13 protein-coding genes are annotated in these 16,910 nt (G+C 45.2%); 7 read left to right on the top strand and 6 right to left on the bottom strand.

From position 1 onward, the window contains the following. Window positions 1-80: 80 nt before the first annotated feature. The 3 genes from BLS64_RS03380 (at window position 81) to BLS64_RS03390 (ending at window position 4,872) form a co-directional block, all read left to right on the top strand. On the top strand, window positions 81-3,047 hold the full coding sequence (locus BLS64_RS03380) for a GEVED domain-containing protein (RefSeq protein ID WP_093111699.1): 2,967 nt from the start codon (window positions 81-83) through the stop codon (window positions 3,045-3,047). Between the two features lie 73 nt (window positions 3,048-3,120). Beyond that, complete coding sequence (locus BLS64_RS03385) at window positions 3,121-3,891, top strand: exodeoxyribonuclease III (protein WP_093111701.1); 771 nt, start codon at window positions 3,121-3,123, stop codon at window positions 3,889-3,891. An 18-nt stretch (window positions 3,892-3,909) separates the two neighbouring features. Beyond that, window positions 3,910-4,872 (top strand): OmpA/MotB family protein, encoded by a 963-nt coding sequence (locus tag BLS64_RS03390; protein ID WP_093111703.1) that lies wholly within the window; start codon window positions 3,910-3,912, stop codon window positions 4,870-4,872. Here the strand turns inward: BLS64_RS03390 and BLS64_RS03395 are convergent, their stop codons facing one another. The 6 genes from BLS64_RS03395 to panC are packed head-to-tail and all read right to left on the bottom strand — an operon-like array spanning window position 4,873 to window position 10,775. Next, on the bottom strand, window positions 4,873-6,012 hold the full coding sequence (locus BLS64_RS03395) for a M23 family metallopeptidase (RefSeq protein WP_245693365.1): 1,140 nt from the start codon (window positions 6,010-6,012) through the stop codon (window positions 4,873-4,875). Between the two features lie 39 nt (window positions 6,013-6,051). Further along, window positions 6,052-7,419, bottom strand: coding sequence for a DNA repair protein RadA (gene radA / locus BLS64_RS03400; protein WP_093111705.1), 1,368 nt, complete (start codon window positions 7,417-7,419; stop codon window positions 6,052-6,054). After that, window positions 7,420-8,565 (bottom strand): alpha/beta hydrolase, encoded by a 1,146-nt coding sequence (locus tag BLS64_RS03405; protein ID WP_093111708.1) that lies wholly within the window; start codon window positions 8,563-8,565, stop codon window positions 7,420-7,422. Window positions 8,566-8,600: 35 nt separating this feature from the next. Beyond that, window positions 8,601-9,569: a lysylphosphatidylglycerol synthase transmembrane domain-containing protein gene (locus tag BLS64_RS03410; RefSeq protein WP_093111710.1), complete on the bottom strand. Its 969-nt coding sequence runs from the start codon at window positions 9,567-9,569 to the stop codon at window positions 8,601-8,603. Next, the gene (gene panD, locus BLS64_RS03415; RefSeq protein WP_093111712.1) at window positions 9,570-9,920 is read right to left on the bottom strand and encodes an aspartate 1-decarboxylase; all 351 of its coding nucleotides are present in this window, start codon (window positions 9,918-9,920) and stop codon (window positions 9,570-9,572) included. Between the two features lie 6 nt (window positions 9,921-9,926). After that, window positions 9,927-10,775, bottom strand: coding sequence for a pantoate--beta-alanine ligase (panC, locus tag BLS64_RS03420; protein WP_093111714.1), 849 nt, complete (start codon window positions 10,773-10,775; stop codon window positions 9,927-9,929). A gap of 109 nt (window positions 10,776-10,884) precedes the next feature. Here panC and BLS64_RS03425 point away from each other — a divergent pair, with 109 nt between their 5' ends. The 4 genes from BLS64_RS03425 to atpD all read left to right on the top strand — a co-directional run bounded on the left by BLS64_RS03425 (window position 10,885) and on the right by atpD (window position 16,897). After that, window positions 10,885-11,694 (top strand): glycogen/starch synthase, encoded by an 810-nt coding sequence (locus BLS64_RS03425; protein ID WP_093111716.1) that lies wholly within the window; start codon window positions 10,885-10,887, stop codon window positions 11,692-11,694. A 45-nt stretch (window positions 11,695-11,739) separates the two neighbouring features. Next, window positions 11,740-13,278: a DUF4270 domain-containing protein gene (locus BLS64_RS03430; RefSeq protein ID WP_245693366.1), complete on the top strand. Its 1,539-nt coding sequence runs from the start codon at window positions 11,740-11,742 to the stop codon at window positions 13,276-13,278. A gap of 12 nt (window positions 13,279-13,290) precedes the next feature. Continuing rightward, window positions 13,291-15,138: a glutamine--fructose-6-phosphate transaminase (isomerizing) gene (gene glmS / locus BLS64_RS03435; protein WP_093111720.1), complete on the top strand. Its 1,848-nt coding sequence runs from the start codon at window positions 13,291-13,293 to the stop codon at window positions 15,136-15,138. Between the two features lie 244 nt (window positions 15,139-15,382). After that, window positions 15,383-16,897, top strand: coding sequence for a F0F1 ATP synthase subunit beta (atpD, locus tag BLS64_RS03440; protein ID WP_093111722.1), 1,515 nt, complete (start codon window positions 15,383-15,385; stop codon window positions 16,895-16,897). Window positions 16,898-16,910: the final 13 nt, after the last annotated feature.

A 16,910-nucleotide genomic window follows, 5' to 3' on the forward strand; every position in this document is an offset into this window, starting at 1 on the left:
ATTCAGCTTTGGATTATCCTTTTATTGTTTGCACTCTTTTTTAAATCTGTAAATTTAGGCGTTCTAAAAGGCCTCCCTGCATGATGAATAAATACTGTTTTTTTCTTTTGCTGATGTTCTTGGTGTGCGGGAAAACCTTCTCTCAGATCAATGAACGTGCCCGGCCGGTTTTGTCGGGCTCTGCCCAGGCTGTAAGTACAGAGGCTATCTCCACTAAAGATTTACTGCCGCCTTCAGGCGAATTCAAAATCTATAACCCTAAGAACAGGAGTTCCAATATCGTGGTTCCCGGCAAAGGATATCCCAAAACGATGGATGCCGCCTGGCAGAAAGATGCAGGAAAAATTCCAAACAAAAAACCTATTTTGACCTTTGGTGCGGCGACGTCGGGCTCTACGCCTACAGATCCTACCGGCGCGGTGGGACCAAACCATTATGTTAACGCCTGGAACTCGGCTTTTGCCATTTATGACAAACAGGGAAACCTGCTATTACCGCCTGCCGACTTGAAATCTATTGGAGGAAATTTCGCAGATGAAGATCTTGGTGATCCCATTGTGTTCTATGACAGCTTTGCTGACAGGTTTTTGATAACCCAGTTCAGTGACTCTCCTAACAGTCTGTTAGTGGCGGTTTCAAAAGGACCCGACCCAGTCAATGACGGCTGGTATACTTACCGCTTTGCAACAGGTACTTTCCCCGATTATCCCAAGTTCTTTGTGTGGGGAGATGGTTATTACGTGACCACCAACCAGGACCCAGACGAGATCAGGGCGCCCGATGATCAGGATGACGGGCTCAATGAAGTGGTTTACGTGCTGGAAAGGGACAAGATGCTGCAGGGCGAAGAAGCCCAACATTTAGGTTTTCCTTTGCCGGGGATAAGGGTGAACGGTTTTTACAGTCCCGCGGGGTTCTTCGCTGTTGGGGAAGAGTTACCGCCGGTAGGCAATTCCCCCATCATTTATTACCAGGATGACGCGTGGCTGGGGGTGAATGAAGACCATCTCAAGATGTGGCTGGTCAATGTGGATTGGAAGGATCCCTTGAACTCGACAATTGAAGAATCGCAAACCTTGGGTCCTTCGGAAGGAGTTACGCCGTTCCATTCGGTTTTTGACGGAGGATCATTTCAGAACCTTTCCCAACCCGGGAACTCTCCCGATGTGGATGCTTTGCAAGGGGCTGTCATGTATCCTACTGCATTCAGGCAGTTTCCTACACATAATTCCGTCGTTTTCAATTTTGTGGTAGATGTTGATCCTTCCGTAGTGGAGCATGCAGGAATACGCTGGTACGAGCTTCGGCAGGATGCCACCGGGCAGCCCTGGACCGTCTATCAGGAAGGGACTTATGCTCCCGATAACAGCGACCGTTGGTGCGGAAGTATAGGTATTGATAAGAATGGAAATATCGGGCTTGGATTCACCATTCTTGACGACAACCCTACAAACCCCATTTATCCTTCTCTTCGTTACACCGGAAGATATGCTGATGATCCCCTGGGCAAAATGACGCTGCAGGAAGAGACCATCGTTGAAGGTGTAGCTCCCGATCCCAGCAACAGGTATGGAGATTATTCGCACTTGAGCATCGACCCAGTTGACCAGGAGACCTTCTGGTTCATTGGGGAGCATTTTGGAGCCGGTTCAAGGCTCAATACTGTTGGAGTTTTTAAAATAGCCCCGGAATTTAGCAATGACGTGGGCATCGTGGATATCGTAGCACCTGAGAATGGTACGTTGGGCAACAATGAACAGGTTACGGTCACTATTCGTAACTTCGGAAGTAATCCGCAGTCCAATTTCCAGGTGTCCTTTTCGGTAGATGGTGGCACCGAAGTGACCGAAACTTTTACCGGAACCATCGCGGCAACAGATCAGGTGAATTTCACTTTCTCCACAAGAGTTGACCTTTCAGAAATAGGAGAAAATTACGAATTTTTGGCAAGTACAAATCTGGCCGGGGATGAAGATCCCGAAAATGACACCTACACAGAAATTATCAAGAATCTGCCGCCCAACGACGTTGGGGTAACTGTGATCCATTCTCCCGAAACAGGAGAGAACCTGGGACAGGAAGAGGTTATAGTAACGGTTGAGAATTTTGGCGGGGAACCGCAGAGTTCGTTCCCGGTGGCGTACAGCGTCAATAATGGCGATCTCGTTACCGAAACTATCAACGAAACCCTGGGCGTAGGCGAAGAACTCTCTTATAAATTCCAGAGCCTTGTGGATCTTTCGGCTCCCGAAAAATACCTGATCTACGCGACCACTCTCCTTGAAGAGGATTCCAACAAGGAGAATGACGACACAGAAAAGATCGTGGCCAATCTCAATTGTATCCCCGAAGGCTCAGACTGTTCCTTTGGAGACGGGATCTTTGATTTTTACCTGCAGGACATTGTGAACGAAAATATTTTCTGCACCAACGGTTATCATGACTTTATAGGTCTCTCAACAAGGCTTGACCGCACCCAGGGCACTTTCCAGGTGGGTGTTTCCAGCCGTTTTTCGGGGAATCGTTTCTCTCTTTGGATAGATTTCAACGATAATGCCTTTTTTGACAGGAATGAGCTGCTCATAAGTTCTGCGCTTATTCCTACAGCCGATGAGGTTCATGTTTTCGAATTCAGGATTCCTGAAAACGCGCCCCTTGGCGAGCATTTAATGAGGGTAAGAGCCGGAGATACCGATTATGGAGGAGATCTTAACGATCCTTGTGACGTAATGGATTACGGAAACACCATGGATTATTCGGTGGTGATCGTGAGTGATATTGAAGAATCTGCGCTTGAAGATTCAAAACTTACCATCAGCTCTTTTGATGGGGAGATCTTTGATGTGAACTTTACCACCGGGTATCAGCAATCCTTGTGGGTCACGGTTCACGACCTGCTGGGGCAAAAACTGGTAGAGAACAAGATCGAAAAAGGCCTTCGCGGATACGAATACACGCTCGATATGTCTTACGCGGCCACCGGCGTATACCTGGTTAGAGTCGGTACCCGCAACGAGGGAAGGGTCAAAAGAATCATCGTTCGGTAATTTTTCTTCGGAAGATTCATTGGTCCAGATATCCCGAAAATGCTATTTTTGAGCTTCAGGAAAAATAGATTACATGAAGATCATCTCCTACAATGTTAATGGGATAAGGGCAGCCATCAGAAAAGGTTTTGTGGAATGGCTGGAGCAGGTAGACGCCGATGTGGTTTGTCTACAGGAAATAAAAGCCAATCCCGAACAATTTGACCAGAGCCTTTTTGAAGATATAGGCTATAAATACAATTCATGGTTTCCGGCCGTCAAAAAAGGCTACAGCGGCGTGGCTATCCTAAGCAAGATAGAACCCAGAAATGTGGTTTTTGGGACCGGGATAGATTACATGGATTTTGAAGGAAGGAACATCAGGGCCGACTTTGAGGACGTGTCGGTAATGAGCCTTTATCTGCCTTCCGGTACCAATATCCAGAGGTTGGATCACAAGCTGCAGTATATGGATGATTTTCAAAAGTATATTGATGAGCTGAAAATGGATTTTCCGCACCTCGTCATTTGCGGCGATTACAACATCTGCCATGAGGAGATCGACATTCACGATCCCGTAAGGCTGAAGAACACTTCTGGTTTCCTTCCGGTAGAGCGGGAGTGGATCGCCAATTTCATAAACAACGGATTTATTGATGCCTTCAGACATCTCAACGATGAACCGGGGCATTACTCCTGGTGGAGCTACCGTGCGGGAGCCAGGGGCAATAACAAAGGCTGGCGCATTGATTACAGTATGGTGAGCGAACCCTTACAAGAAAAGATCAAACGCGCCGTTATATTACCTGAAGCCAAGCACAGTGACCATTGTCCTGTACTGCTGGAACTTCATTCAGAAATTTAAATTTTAAAGCCCTCCAAAATGAAAAAAATCACCTTTTTTGCCCTTTTCAGCAGCTTAGTACTTACCTCTTGCGTATCTTCTAAGGTCTATAAAGATCTGGAAGGGCGACACGCTCAATTACAGCAGGAAAATGCCGAACTTACCGAAGATTTTCAGGAACTGCAGGCCAAGAACACGCAGAACGAGCAGGACCTGGCTGCATTGAAAGCCCAGTATGAAACCCTTCTTGCTGAAAGGGACAAACTTCAGCAGGATTATACCAACACCAAGAAAAGCCTGGACAAGCTGCAGAATTCGTACGATGCGCTCGAAGCCAACAGTTCTTCGGCCTTAGCCGAAAATTCAAAGAGAAATCGTGAGTTGCTTGCCGAGCTTGACGAAAAGGAGAACGCTCTTTCCGCGGAAAAAGCAAGACTAGAAAAGCTTGAAAAAGATCTTGCCGCAAGATCTAAACGCATTGATGAGCTCGAAGGAGTGATCGCTGCGAAAGACGCAAAAATGAACGCGCTTAAAAATTCCCTTTCCCGAGCCCTGACCAATTTTGAAGGCAAAGGCCTTACAGTAGAACAGAGGGATGGAAAGGTCTATGTTTCTATGGAGAACAAACTTCTTTTTAGCTCGGGTAGCTGGTCTGTCGGTGCCGAAGGTAAGCAAGCCGTGGCTCAGCTTGGATCGGTTCTCGCTGAAAATCCTGATATCGCCGTGCTTATTGAAGGTCATACAGATAATGTGCCTTACAATGGCAGCGGGCAGCTAACCGATAACTGGGACCTGTCTACAAAAAGGGCTACGGCTATTGTGCAGCTGCTAAGACAAAACAATAATATAGATCCTCAGAACCTCACGGCAGCAGGTCGCGGAGAATATGCTCCCGTTGCGAACAACGACACTGCCGAAGGCCGCGCCAGGAACAGAAGGATCGAGGTGATTCTCACTCCGAAACTCGATGAGATCAATAAACTATTGCAGGAAATAGAATAATTAGAGCGGACTTGCCAGGCTTTCGTGGATAAAATAATTCTGGTCCTCAAGGCGGGTGTGATACCAGTCACTGGTCTTGCCTAAAAGCTGCAAGGTATCCTGAGCTTTTGCCTGTCTGCCAATAACGGCTTTCGTGGATGGCCCTTTTCTAAGATTCGCAGTGGCACTGCTTATTATAAAGGTTGAATTACTGTCTTTCGAAAAAGGCAGTTTTTCAACCTTTTTTATTTGATACACGTAAGGCAGTGGATTCTGGGCACCACGATAGCCTTTGTAGATTCCGAAGTGCAGGTGCGGCGGAGTGGTGCGGGCGTTTCCTGAATTACCTACTAACCCCAGAGTATCGCCCACTTTTACCCTCATCCCGGAGGTGGCGATAATGCTGTCCAGATGCGCGTAATAAAGAGAATTTCCTCGCTTGCTGTCCCTTAGCCAGACCTGCTTTCCGCCCAGGCCTTTATTTCCGGTAGAGGAAACTCTTCCGGGAGTAACTGCAATTACAGGAGTTCCTCGTGGAGCAAAAATGTCAATTCCCTCGTGACTTCTGCGGCCGCCATCTCTTACGGCACCCCAGTAGCTTTGCACGGCGGAATTTCCTTTTGAAACTACCGGAAAAGAATATACCGGCTCTTTCGAAATTTGAATTCTGAAGGGGGTAGTGGCTCCAATCTCGGGCTGCACGATCACTTTATATACTCCCGAAGCGGTTATTTCTTCTGAAATACCTGTTTCTGAAAAGTCGGCGCTTTTAATATGCTCATAAACCGAATCGTTCTCCTTCTTAAAAAGGTCGAGAAACACTAATTGTTGGAGGGAATCCTTCTCGACCTCTACCTGTAGCCGCTCTCCCTGGTCCAGCGTCATTTCATAAGAATAAACAGGGTATGTAACAGGTGAGAAATTCCCAAATTCCGAATAGGGCAGGCTAACTGTGATGCTGTCCAGGACAGCCTTGTCGAATTCCTGCTGCCAGTTGCCTAAAGCCGGAGCATCATCTTCAAATTCTCTCTGGTATTTTTCCCTTGCTGAAGTGTTGGTGACCAGATCGGTCACCTTGTTCAGCCTGGAGCAAGACGTTGTAACGACGATGACGGAAATAATAAGAAATAAATGTGGGTAGGTAAGCTCTATTCTTTTCACGTTCTTGAAAAATCAGAAACTATGCCAGAAAGTTCATTTTCAGCCGAATAGAAAGCTCACCACATCTTCTATTTTGGATGCCTTCTGAAGTTTTATGTTGTACTGACTTTTCGGGATCTTACTTTGTTTAGACACGATAATGGTGCTGAAACCTAGTTTTTCTGCTTCCAGTATACGTTGTTCCACACGCGTTACCGGCCTTACTTCCCCAGCCAGACCAACTTCTGCGGCAAAACAGATGTCCTTGGGAACGGCGATATCTTCGTTGGAAGACAGTATAGCCGCTACCACTGCAAGATCAAGCGCCGGATCATCTACAGAGATCCCGCCGGTGATGTTCAGGAAAACATCTTTCGCGCCCAGCCTAAAACCGGCCCTCTTTTCCAGCACCGCCAAAAGCATGTTCAGGCGTTTTGAATTATAGCCTGTGGCAGAACGCTGCGGAGTTCCATAAACTGCGGAACTCACTAAAGCCTGTATCTCGATCATCAAGGGGCGCATTCCCTCCAGGGTTGCCGCGATGGCTGTTCCGCTGAGGTCTTCCTCATTCTTGGAGATAAGGATCTCCGAAGGATTGCTTACTTCCCGGAGTCCGTTCCCCTGCATCTCGTAAATTCCCAATTCGTTGGTAGAGCCAAAGCGGTTCTTGTGCGCCCGAAGGATCCTGTAAACGTGATTTCGGTCTCCTTCGAACTGCAATACTGTATCTACCATATGCTCCAGCACCTTTGGCCCGGCAATGCTCCCTTCTTTGGTAATATGGCCGATAAGGATAACGGGGACAGAAGTTTCTTTGGCAAACTTTATTAATTCGGCTGTACATTCCCTTATCTGGGAAATGCTTCCGGGACTGCTTTCAATGTAGTCGCTGTGCAGGGTCTGAATGGAGTCAATGATGACGATCTCGGGCTCCAGCTTTTCGATCTGCTGAAAGATGTTCTGGGTTTTGGTTTCGGTGAGAATATAGCAGTTGTTTGAAGCCGGATTGATCCTTTCTGCCCGCATCTTTATCTGCTGCTGACTTTCCTCACCCGATACATACAGGGTGCGGTAATTGAGGTGTAGCGAGATCTGGAGCAGGAGCGTACTTTTTCCAATTCCGGGTTCCCCGCCCAAAAGAGTAAGGGAGCCGGGAACTATCCCGCCTCCCAGTACTCTGTCGAGTTCGTTGTTATTCGTTTTTAACCTTTCTTCCCTTGAAACCTCTATTTCAGAAATTCTCAGAGGCTTTGCTGCCCTTTTCGTGGCAGGGGCTGAAGCAGGAGATCTCCAGTCTTTTTTTTCTTCTTTTTGAAGGACTTCTTCTACCAGGGTGTTCCATTCCCGGCAGGAGCTACACTGGCCCTGCCATTTACTGTGTTGCGTGCCGCAGTTCTGGCAAAAAAAGGTGGTCTTTGTTTTGGCCATTTAGTACCCGAAATCTTTTTTGATGAGTTCAGCTTTTCGAATCATGAAATCTGCGGTGATGAACCCGGCTTCTTTCTTGTCATAGGCGCTCTCATACATCCTCATGGCCTTCTTTGTTTTTCCTCTTTCCTCAAGAGATTTAGCCATATAATAACTGCCCAGCATAGAATCGGGATCCTGCTTCAGGGCAAGTTCGCCCAGTTTTTCAAGTTCGTCCCAGTTTTCTTTATGCTCTATGGCTTTTCCCACTGCAAGAAAATCGTTCAGTCTCACAGGGAGATTCACTCCGTAGAGGTTTTTAATGGTGCCGTATTTCTTGTTCAAAAATGCCAACGGAGAAGAGTCATCGGTTTTAAGCTCCTCGTACTCCTCGAGGTTGATCGGCTTATATGCAGCGAATATTTGCTCCAAGGCTCTTGGAATAGCGTGAGCCACCAAAGAATAATGGAACGGCTTATCAAAATTGTCAAAAGTGTAATGCAGGTTATCGTTGTCAATTGTATTTAGCTGAAGGTGCAGCTGCTCAATAGATCTTTTCAATTCGGCTACATCATTGGATGCTGTTGCCAGGTAGAACCATTTCTGTGACCCTGTGCTCCCAAGCGCCTGGTATAACCTTCCCGCCATTTGCGGAGAAAGATCGGGGCTTAAGTTGATATACGCCTGAAACAATGGCCTGTCCTTGAACAGGTAGAAGTTTGCGAAGTTGGCGGTAAGGTCATGCCCCGCGATCACGTTGAAATTCGTGGTGCGGTATGTGCTGTTGATAAATGGGAATAGTTCGCCCCCAATAAAATCAAAGAAGTTCTTGCCCGATTTTGATGGAAAATACTGTATGTCATCTGCGTAGGTGTCGGCTCTTCTGCTTCCCGCCTGGTTGATCCCAACCACAATGGCTTCGGGAATATCATCCCAGTAAGAGAAGAAATCAACGTTTCCGGCAATGGGTTCAAAAAGGTAATCCCCGTCCAAAACCAGGATTACCGGGTAATGATTTTCAGGATTCTTGTCGTAGTTTCGAGGAAGCTGGATCTTGATCTGTCTTTCCTGCCCCAGCATTCTGGAGTCGATCGATTTGTAAATGGCTTGCGCGTTGGAGAAAGTGGTGACAAAAAAAATAGCTAGAAAAAGGTAGATTTTTGACATAATTGGGGGGTGTTGATTTGGGTAGCAATATATAATTATTTCTTCTGATTAAAAATCGGAAGAAATAATAAAGAGAAACCTCCCAGGAGGATAACTAGCACAGTCTGAGAGCCCCACAAGATCCATCCAAAGGCTTCGCCGGCCTGTTGGTTGACGCCAAAAAGCAGTAGCACGGCTCCCATGGCAATTGGATAAACGCCTATGCCGCCATTGGTGGTTGAGATGGCGAAAGAGCCTACAATGAAAGCTGCCATTATTCCCGCAATGGAAAGAGGTGTGGTCTCCGGAATGGTGAATTTGATCACGTAGAACATTAGCAGGTACATGGACCAGATGAAAACGGTGTGGAAGATGAATTCCTTTTTTCGTTTCATTTGAAGGATGCTTCGCATTCCTTCCAGGAGGCCTCTGGCGAAATTTCTGATCTTGACCATTATGCTGTGCTGAGACCTTTTGATAAGCTTCAGAAGAAAAATACCCAAAAGAACAGCTATGAATACGGTTCCTATGGAAACGAACGGATTGATGTCGTGGTTGTCAAAATAGTTCAGCAATCCTTCGGTTTGAATAAGGAGCCCGGCGATCACTATCAGCAACAGCATCAGGAGATCGGCGATCCTTTCAGAAACTATGGTTCCGAAGGCTTTTTCAAAGGGAATGTCTTCGTAAGTGGAAATGGTGGCGCCTCTTAGCACTTCACCGGAACGTGGAACACCAAGATTGGCGAGGTAACCGCCCATAACCGCCATGAAGCTGTTGGCGAATTTGGGTTGATATCCCATAGGCTCTAAAAGATACTTCCAGCGGTAAGCCCGTGACATGTGGGAGAGGAGTCCTAAAAAAAGCGAGATCGCGATCCATTTATGATCGGCCAGCAGAATATTGTTCCACAGTTCGGCTCGTTCGGCAGGGGTGGCGCTGCTTAAGGAGTACCAAACCAAAAAAACTCCCAGCAGGAGCGGGAGTGTGGTTTTCGCAAATTTTATGATCTTTTTCCTGGGCACTTATTTTAAAAGATTGGTTCCTTCTTCAGGAAAAACCAATGACGGCTTAAAAGATTTTGCTTCCTCAATATCCATCATCGCATAGGTAATCAAGATGAGGATATCGCCTTTGGCTACTTTACGCGCCGCGGCACCGTTTAGCGTGATCTCTCCGGTGTTTCGGGGACCGGGAATGGCGTAGGTTTCCAGTCTTTCCCCATTGTTGTTATTAACGATTTGCACCTTTTCTCCTTCAATTATGTTGGCAGCGTCCATAAGGTCTTCATCAATAGTGATGCTTCCTATATAATTAAGATCTGCCCCTGTTACCTGTACGCGGTGAATTTTTGACTTAACAACGTGTATTTGCATACCTGCCTAATTTAATGCTATATTATCAATTAACCTAATATCGCCAGAATAGGCGGCGATAAAAGCTCTATATTTCTCTCCTTCTTTCTTCTCTTCAACCGGTCGTAGAGTATCGGCATTGGCGATCTCGAAATACTCCAGTTCCAGGCTGGATTCAGACCTAAAACGGTCTCTTACCCAGTCGGTTAGTTCAGATGCACTTTTTGTGCCAAAATCTTCCTTCACCTGTTGCAGGACCTTATAAATGGCCGCGGCGTTCTGTCGTTGCTCGGTGGTTAACCTTTCATTTCGGGAACTTCGGGCAAGACCTGAGATCTCGCGGTCAATAGGGCAGCCGATTACCTCTACCGGCAGATGCTGCTTCTCTACAAGCTTTTTGATGATCTGGAGCTGCTGGTAATCTTTCTCTCCAAAAAAGGCTTTATCGGGCTGCACCATTTCAAACAGCTTCTTCACTATGGTGCCTACTCCGTTAAAATGGCCTTTTCTGAACTTGCCTTCCATTTGATGCTCAAGCCCGTCAAAAGAGAATTCTTCCGAAGTGACATTACTGCCATAGATCTCATTTGCAGCAGGAGAAAATACGATCACCTGATCGCTGATTTCCTTGATCCTGTCCACATCTTTTTCAAGGTCACGCGGATATTTTTCAAGGTCTTCGGGATTATCGAACTGGGTAGGGTTCACAAAAATGCTCACCACCACCTTATCGCAAAGGGATAATGCTTTTTGAATGAGGGAAATATGCCCCTGGTGAAGCGCTCCCATGGTAGGGACAAATCCAATGCTCAACCCGTCATTTTTGTAAGCCTGAATCTGTTCTTTTAGAGATTGCTTCTCCTTTAAAATCTGCATCTTATTGTAAAATTAACAGCGTGCAAACTTAATATAATACTGGCAATCTGCATAAAAATTTGTATTTTTGCGTGTTTTTTATTCACAACAGCACAAAAGCAGTGAACCTATGAAAGATAAGAGGATATTGTACGTATCATCTGAAGTTATTCCCTACCTACCCGAAACTGAGATCTCATCCATGTCATTTGAAGCCCCCAGAATGGTGAATAACCAGGGTGGGCAGATACGGATCTTTATGCCTCGCTTCGGAAATATAAATGAGCGCAGACATCAGCTTCACGAGGTGATAAGACTTTCAGGAATGAACCTGGTGATCAACGACCTGGATATGCCTCTTATCATTAAAGTAGCTTCTATTCCAAAAGAGAGAATGCAGGTCTATTTTATAGACAACGAGGATTACTTTAAAAGAAAGGCGACACTTACCGATGAAGAAGGGAACCTGTTCCCCGATAATGACGAGAGAGCGATATTTTTTGCCAAAGGGGTGATAGAAACGGTGAAAAAACTAAATTGGGCGCCAGATATTATTCATGTGAACGGCTGGCTTTCTTCGCTTTTACCATTGTACCTTAGAAATTACTACGGAAATGAACCTTTGTTCAATACCGCAAAGATCGTGACCTCTGTTTATAATCAGGATTTTGAAGGTACGTTGGACAAGGATATGCAGAAGAAAGTGCTGTTTGACGGTCTTGAGAGCGACCAGGTAAAACATCTTAAAAAACCAGATTACGTGAACCTGATGAAGATCGCCGTTGATAACTCAGACGCTGCCATCATTGCAGGTGACAATATACCCGAGGAACTTAAAAAATACCTTGCCAGGCTGGATAAGCCCGTACTGGAATACAAGAACCGCGAAGAGTTCGCGACGGCTTACCAGGATTTCTACATGAACAAGGTCCTGTCTTAAATTAGAAAAAATAGAAGATTTAATCGAATGAATATAAAGAACACGATGTTGAAAATAACAACAGTCATTGCTGTTGTTTTTTCTTTTGTAGCCTGTGAGGATGATTTTGAAACAGTTGGTGGCAATGTGATAGGTGGACCCAATTTCAATGCCGACGTTTATGACGAGGCGATGATATCGGCCACAAACAACGATCTGGCGCCGGTGCAGACCAATAATCTGCCGGTCAACCTGCTGGGTGTTTACAACGATCCCGTTTTTGGAAGCCAGGTTGCCAGTATTTTAACACAGGTTTCTCTTTCAGCAATCAATCCAGATTTCGGAGACCAGCCTGTGCTCGACAGTGTGGTGCTCAACATCCCATATTTCTCCACTCAGATTGAGAATGACGCCGATGGTAATCCACAATATAAGTTGGATTCCATCTACGGAAATGATCCTATAAAGATAAGTGTGCTTGAAACTAACTTTTTCATGAATCAATTCGATCCTGAAACTAATTTTGAGCAGGCACAGAAATATTATTCTGACCTTGAAGGGCAGATAGAAAACAATCTTACCGGGAAAGTACTTTTTGCTACTGAAAGCTTCAGGCCTTCTGATGAAGAGGTAATTGAATATACAGAGACAGATACCCTGCAGCATGCGCCAAGGATGAAGCTAAAACTGAACTCTGAATTTTTCCAGTCAAAGATCATTGATAAAGAAGGTTCTTCAGAACTTTCCAGCATGGCGAATTTCAGAAATTACTTCAGAAGCATTTATTTGAAAGCTGAAGCAGTAGGACAAGACGGTACAATGATGTCGCTTAACCTGGCGCATGCAGATGCCGGAATTACCCTTTACTACACGGTGCAGGTAGTCGATACAGGTGATTCTGATGATGATGGGGACATTGAGGAAATGGTAAGTGCTCCAAGAAGCTTTAAACTTAATTTAGGGCCTGCTCGTGTGAACACTTTTCAGCAGGAAACACCAGCCTTTCCAGATGCCTCAAACCTCTACCTGAAAGGCGGGGAAGGGTCAATGGTGATCATTGATCTTTTTAATGGCATAGATTCTGATAGTGATGGTATCTCTGATGAATTAGAGTATTTGAGAGGTAACGATTGGCTGATAAACGAAGCCAATCTTGAATTTTTTGTTAATAAATCAGCTGTTTCAGGAGTAAATGAACCTGAACGTTTATATTTATACGATCTTACCAATAACAGGTTCCTTGCAGATTATGTTTTGGATACTCCGGGGCAGGCAAACGCCATGACTTCGGTTTCCAACAATAATCACCTGGGGCCGTTAAAAACAGATGAGAATGGTGAGGGTGTTAGCTACAAGATCAAATTGACCAGACACATAGACAATATATTGAACAAGGATTCCACGAACGTGAGATTAGGTTTGGTGGTTGCCGAAAATGTGAATTTGGTAAGCAGTTCTGCTGTCAAACAAACAGAAACTGCTGATGTTAAGAAGATCCCTACTACTTCTGTTATAACGCCTGAAGCTACAGTCCTTTACGGACCTGCCGCTCAGGATGATCAAAAACGTCTCAAATTAAAGATCTACTATACAGAATCAAAGTAAAGAAAAATTGTTATGTGCGGAATTGTTGGATACATTGGCTATAGGGAGGCATATCCTATAGTTTTAAAAGGATTGCAGAGACTGGAGTACAGGGGATATGACAGTGCGGGTATCGCCTTGTATGATGATAAAGAATTGAAGGTCTCAAAAACTAAGGGAAAGGTTGTTGACCTCAAGGAAAAACTTGAGAGCGAGATCAGCACTACCGGTACCCTGGGAATGGGGCATACAAGATGGGCAACCCATGGTGTTCCCAATGACGTGAACTCACACCCTCACTTGTCAAATTCAGGTAACCTGGTGATCGTTCACAACGGGATCATAGAGAACTATGAGTCTCTTAAAAAAGAACTTACTTCCAGAGGATATACTTTTCATTCGGATACTGACACCGAAGTGTTGGTCAATCTTATTGAAGATGTCATCAAGAAAGAAAATGTAAAGCTTGGAAAAGCAGTGCAGATCGCCCTTAACCAAACAGTTGGTGCATACGCGATCGCAGTATTCGACAAGACCAAGCCGAATGAAATAGTGGTGGCCCGTTTGGGTAGTCCGTTAGCGATTGGAGTGGGTAATGAAGAATATTTCATCGCGTCTGACGCGTCTCCTTTTATAGAATTCACCAACAATGCAATTTACCTTGAAGACGGGGAAATGGCTGTAGTGAGAAGGAATAAAGGTGTGAAGGTGAGAAAGATCAAAGATGATTCTTTGGTGGATCCTTATATCCAGGAGTTGCAGCTTAACCTTGAGCAGATAGAGAAGAATGGCTTTGACCACTTCATGCTTAAGGAGATCTATGAGCAGCCAAGCGCCATCACCGATACTTACAGAGGGCGACTGCTGGTTGACGATGGTATCATTAGAATGGCCGGAGTAGATGATAACCTGGAGCGTTTCCTCAACGCGAAAAGGATCGTTATCGTTGCCTGCGGAACATCGTGGCATGCAGGTCTTGTTGCCGAGTACGTTTTTGAAGACCTCGCACGTATTCCGGTTGAAGTGGAATATGCGTCCGAATTCAGGTATAGAAACCCTATCATCAATTCAGATGACGTGGTGATCGCTATTTCGCAAAGTGGGGAAACTGCCGATACAATGGCTGCTATCAAGCTGGCTAAGGAAAAAGGAGCTTTCGTGTTTGGAGTTTGTAATGTGGTTGGTTCTTCCATTTCCCGTGAAACCAATGCAGGGGCTTATACTCACGCCGGACCCGAAATAGGGGTGGCTTCCACAAAAGCCTTTACTACTCAGATCACGGTGCTAACTCTAATTGCTCTCAAGCTGGCGAAAGCTAAGGGAAGCATTTCAAATTCCGATTTCCACATGCACCTGCGTGAACTGGAGACCATTCCGCAGAAGGTGGAAGAATCACTGAAATCTAATGAACATATTCAGAAAGTGGCCTTTAAGTATAAGGACGCGAGGAACTGTCTTTATTTAGGTAGAGGGTTTAATTTCCCGGTGGCCCTTGAAGGAGCATTAAAACTTAAAGAGATATCTTATATACACGCCGAGGGTTATCCCGCTGCCGAAATGAAGCACGGGCCGATCGCTCTTATTGATGAGGAAATGCCGGTAGTGGTGATCGCCACCAGAAAAGGGCATTATGAGAAGGTGGTAAGCAATATCCAGGAGATCAAATCCAGACAAGGTAAGATCATCGGGATCGTGACCGAAGGAGATACCAGCGTGAGAGAACTTGCAGATTACGTGATCGAGGTTCCCGATACTATTGAAGCGTTGACTCCGCTTATCACGACCATTCCGCTTCAATTGCTTTCTTACCACATTGCAGTAATGCTTGGTAAGAACGTGGATCAGCCACGAAACCTGGCGAAGTCGGTTACTGTAGAATAATCGGTTAAAACCGAATTTTTCAAACCTGCATTCTCTTGGGAGTGCAGGTTTTTTTGTGGAACGAAAGAGTTTGTTCATCAGCTTTTTTCGAAGAAGAAAAAAGTTGTACTTTCTCTTATAGACTTTTATACAAAAAAACTATCTTTGCAGCCTGAAAAAGAGCTTGGCTTTGTGAAATAAGTTCAAAGTTGTTAAGAGTTCTTTTTTAAGTATTTATAAAACAAAAACATTAAAGGATTAGATAATGTCTAAAGTTACAGGTAAAGTTGCACAAGTTATCGGCCCTGTGGTTGACGTAGCGTTTAACACAGAGAATGCTGAATTACCAAGGATCTACGATTCTTTGGAAATTACCAGAGAAGATGGATCTGTATTGGTTCTTGAGGTTCAATCTCACATTGGAGAGGACACCGTAAGAACTGTTTCTATGGATTCAACCGATGGTTTGAGCAGAGGAGTTGAAGTAGTTGCTACAGGAGCGCCTATTCAAATGCCAATCGGAAAAGATGTATACGGACGTTTGTTCAACGTGATCGGGGATGCTATTGACGGACTTGGTAATTTACCAAAAGCTGACGAAAACGGACTTCCAATTCACAGGGAAGCTCCAAAATTCGAAGACTTATCTGTATCTACAGAAGTTCTTTTCACAGGGATCAAAGTTATTGACCTTATCGAGCCTTATGCAAAAGGAGGTAAGATTGGTCTTTTTGGTGGAGCCGGGGTAGGTAAAACCGTATTGATCCAGGAACTTATTAATAACATTGCAAAAGGTCACGGAGGTCTTTCTGTTTTCGCCGGAGTTGGTGAAAGAACCCGGGAAGGAAATGACCTTTTGAGAGAGATGCTTGAGTCAGGTATTATCAAGTACGGTGATGACTTCATGCACTCTATGGAAGAAGGAGGATGGGATCTTCAGAAGGTTGACAAGACCGCGATGAGAGATTCTAAAGCTACTTTCGTATTCGGACAGATGAACGAGCCACCTGGAGCACGTGCGCGTGTTGCCCTTTCTGGTCTTACCATTGCTGAATACTTCCGTGATGGAGCCGGAGAAGGACAGGGGAAAGACGTACTTTTCTTCGTTGATAACATCTTCCGTTTCACCCAGGCAGGTTCTGAGGTGTCTGCACTTCTTGGACGTATGCCATCTGCGGTAGGATACCAGCCTACGCTTGCAACAGAGATGGGTGCGATGCAGGAGCGTATTACTTCAACAAAGAACGGGTCTATTACTTCTGTACAGGCGGTTTATGTACCTGCAGATGACTTGACTGACCCTGCGCCGGCGACAACTTTCGCCCACCTTGATGCAACAACAGTACTTTCTCGTAAGATCGCCGAGCTTGGTATCTATCCTGCGGTAGATCCGCTTGATTCTACTTCAAGAATTCTTACTGCTGAGATATTAGGTGATGATCACTACAACTGTGCTCAGAGAGTAAAAGAATTACTACAGAGATATAAAGAACTTCAGGATATCATCGCCATCCTTGGTATGGAAGAACTTTCTGAAGAAGATAAGCTGGCTGTATCACGTGCAAGACGTGTGCAACGTTTCCTTTCTCAGCCTTTCCACGTAGCTGAACAGTTTACAGGACTTAAAGGAGTGTTGGTAGACATTAAGGATACCATCAAAGGATTCAACATGATCATGGACGGGGAATTGGATCACCTGCCAGAAGCTGCCTTCAACCTTAAAGGAACCATTGAAGAAGCTATCGAAGCCGGTGAGAAAATGTTAGCTGAAGCCAAATAAAAACCCAAATTCC

The sequence above is a fragment of the Salinimicrobium catena genome, from assembly GCF_900102915.1.
Taxonomy (GTDB): Bacteria; Bacteroidota; Bacteroidia; order Flavobacteriales; family Flavobacteriaceae; genus Salinimicrobium; species Salinimicrobium catena.

What these genes read in the sequence shown, in the direction of transcription:
- BLS64_RS03425 (WP_093111716.1), top strand. Translation starts at nt 10,885, where the DNA reads ATGAAAGATAAGAGGATATTGTACGTATCATCTGAAGTTATTCCCTAC.
- BLS64_RS03385 (WP_093111701.1), top strand. Translation starts at nt 3,121, where the DNA reads ATGAAGATCATCTCCTACAATGTTAATGGGATAAGGGCAGCCATCAGA.
- radA (WP_093111705.1), bottom strand. Translation starts at nt 7,419, where the DNA reads ATGGCCAAAACAAAGACCACCTTTTTTTGCCAGAACTGCGGCACGCAA.
- glmS (WP_093111720.1), top strand. Translation starts at nt 13,291, where the DNA reads ATGTGCGGAATTGTTGGATACATTGGCTATAGGGAGGCATATCCTATA.
- BLS64_RS03405 (WP_093111708.1), bottom strand. Translation starts at nt 8,565, where the DNA reads ATGTCAAAAATCTACCTTTTTCTAGCTATTTTTTTTGTCACCACTTTC.
- atpD (WP_093111722.1), top strand. Translation starts at nt 15,383, where the DNA reads ATGTCTAAAGTTACAGGTAAAGTTGCACAAGTTATCGGCCCTGTGGTT.
- BLS64_RS03380 (WP_093111699.1), top strand. Translation starts at nt 81, where the DNA reads ATGATGAATAAATACTGTTTTTTTCTTTTGCTGATGTTCTTGGTGTGC.
- panD (WP_093111712.1), bottom strand. Translation starts at nt 9,920, where the DNA reads ATGCAAATACACGTTGTTAAGTCAAAAATTCACCGCGTACAGGTAACA.
- BLS64_RS03430 (WP_245693366.1), top strand. Translation starts at nt 11,740, where the DNA reads ATGTTGAAAATAACAACAGTCATTGCTGTTGTTTTTTCTTTTGTAGCC.
- BLS64_RS03390 (WP_093111703.1), top strand. Translation starts at nt 3,910, where the DNA reads ATGAAAAAAATCACCTTTTTTGCCCTTTTCAGCAGCTTAGTACTTACC.
- panC (WP_093111714.1), bottom strand. Translation starts at nt 10,775, where the DNA reads ATGCAGATTTTAAAGGAGAAGCAATCTCTAAAAGAACAGATTCAGGCT.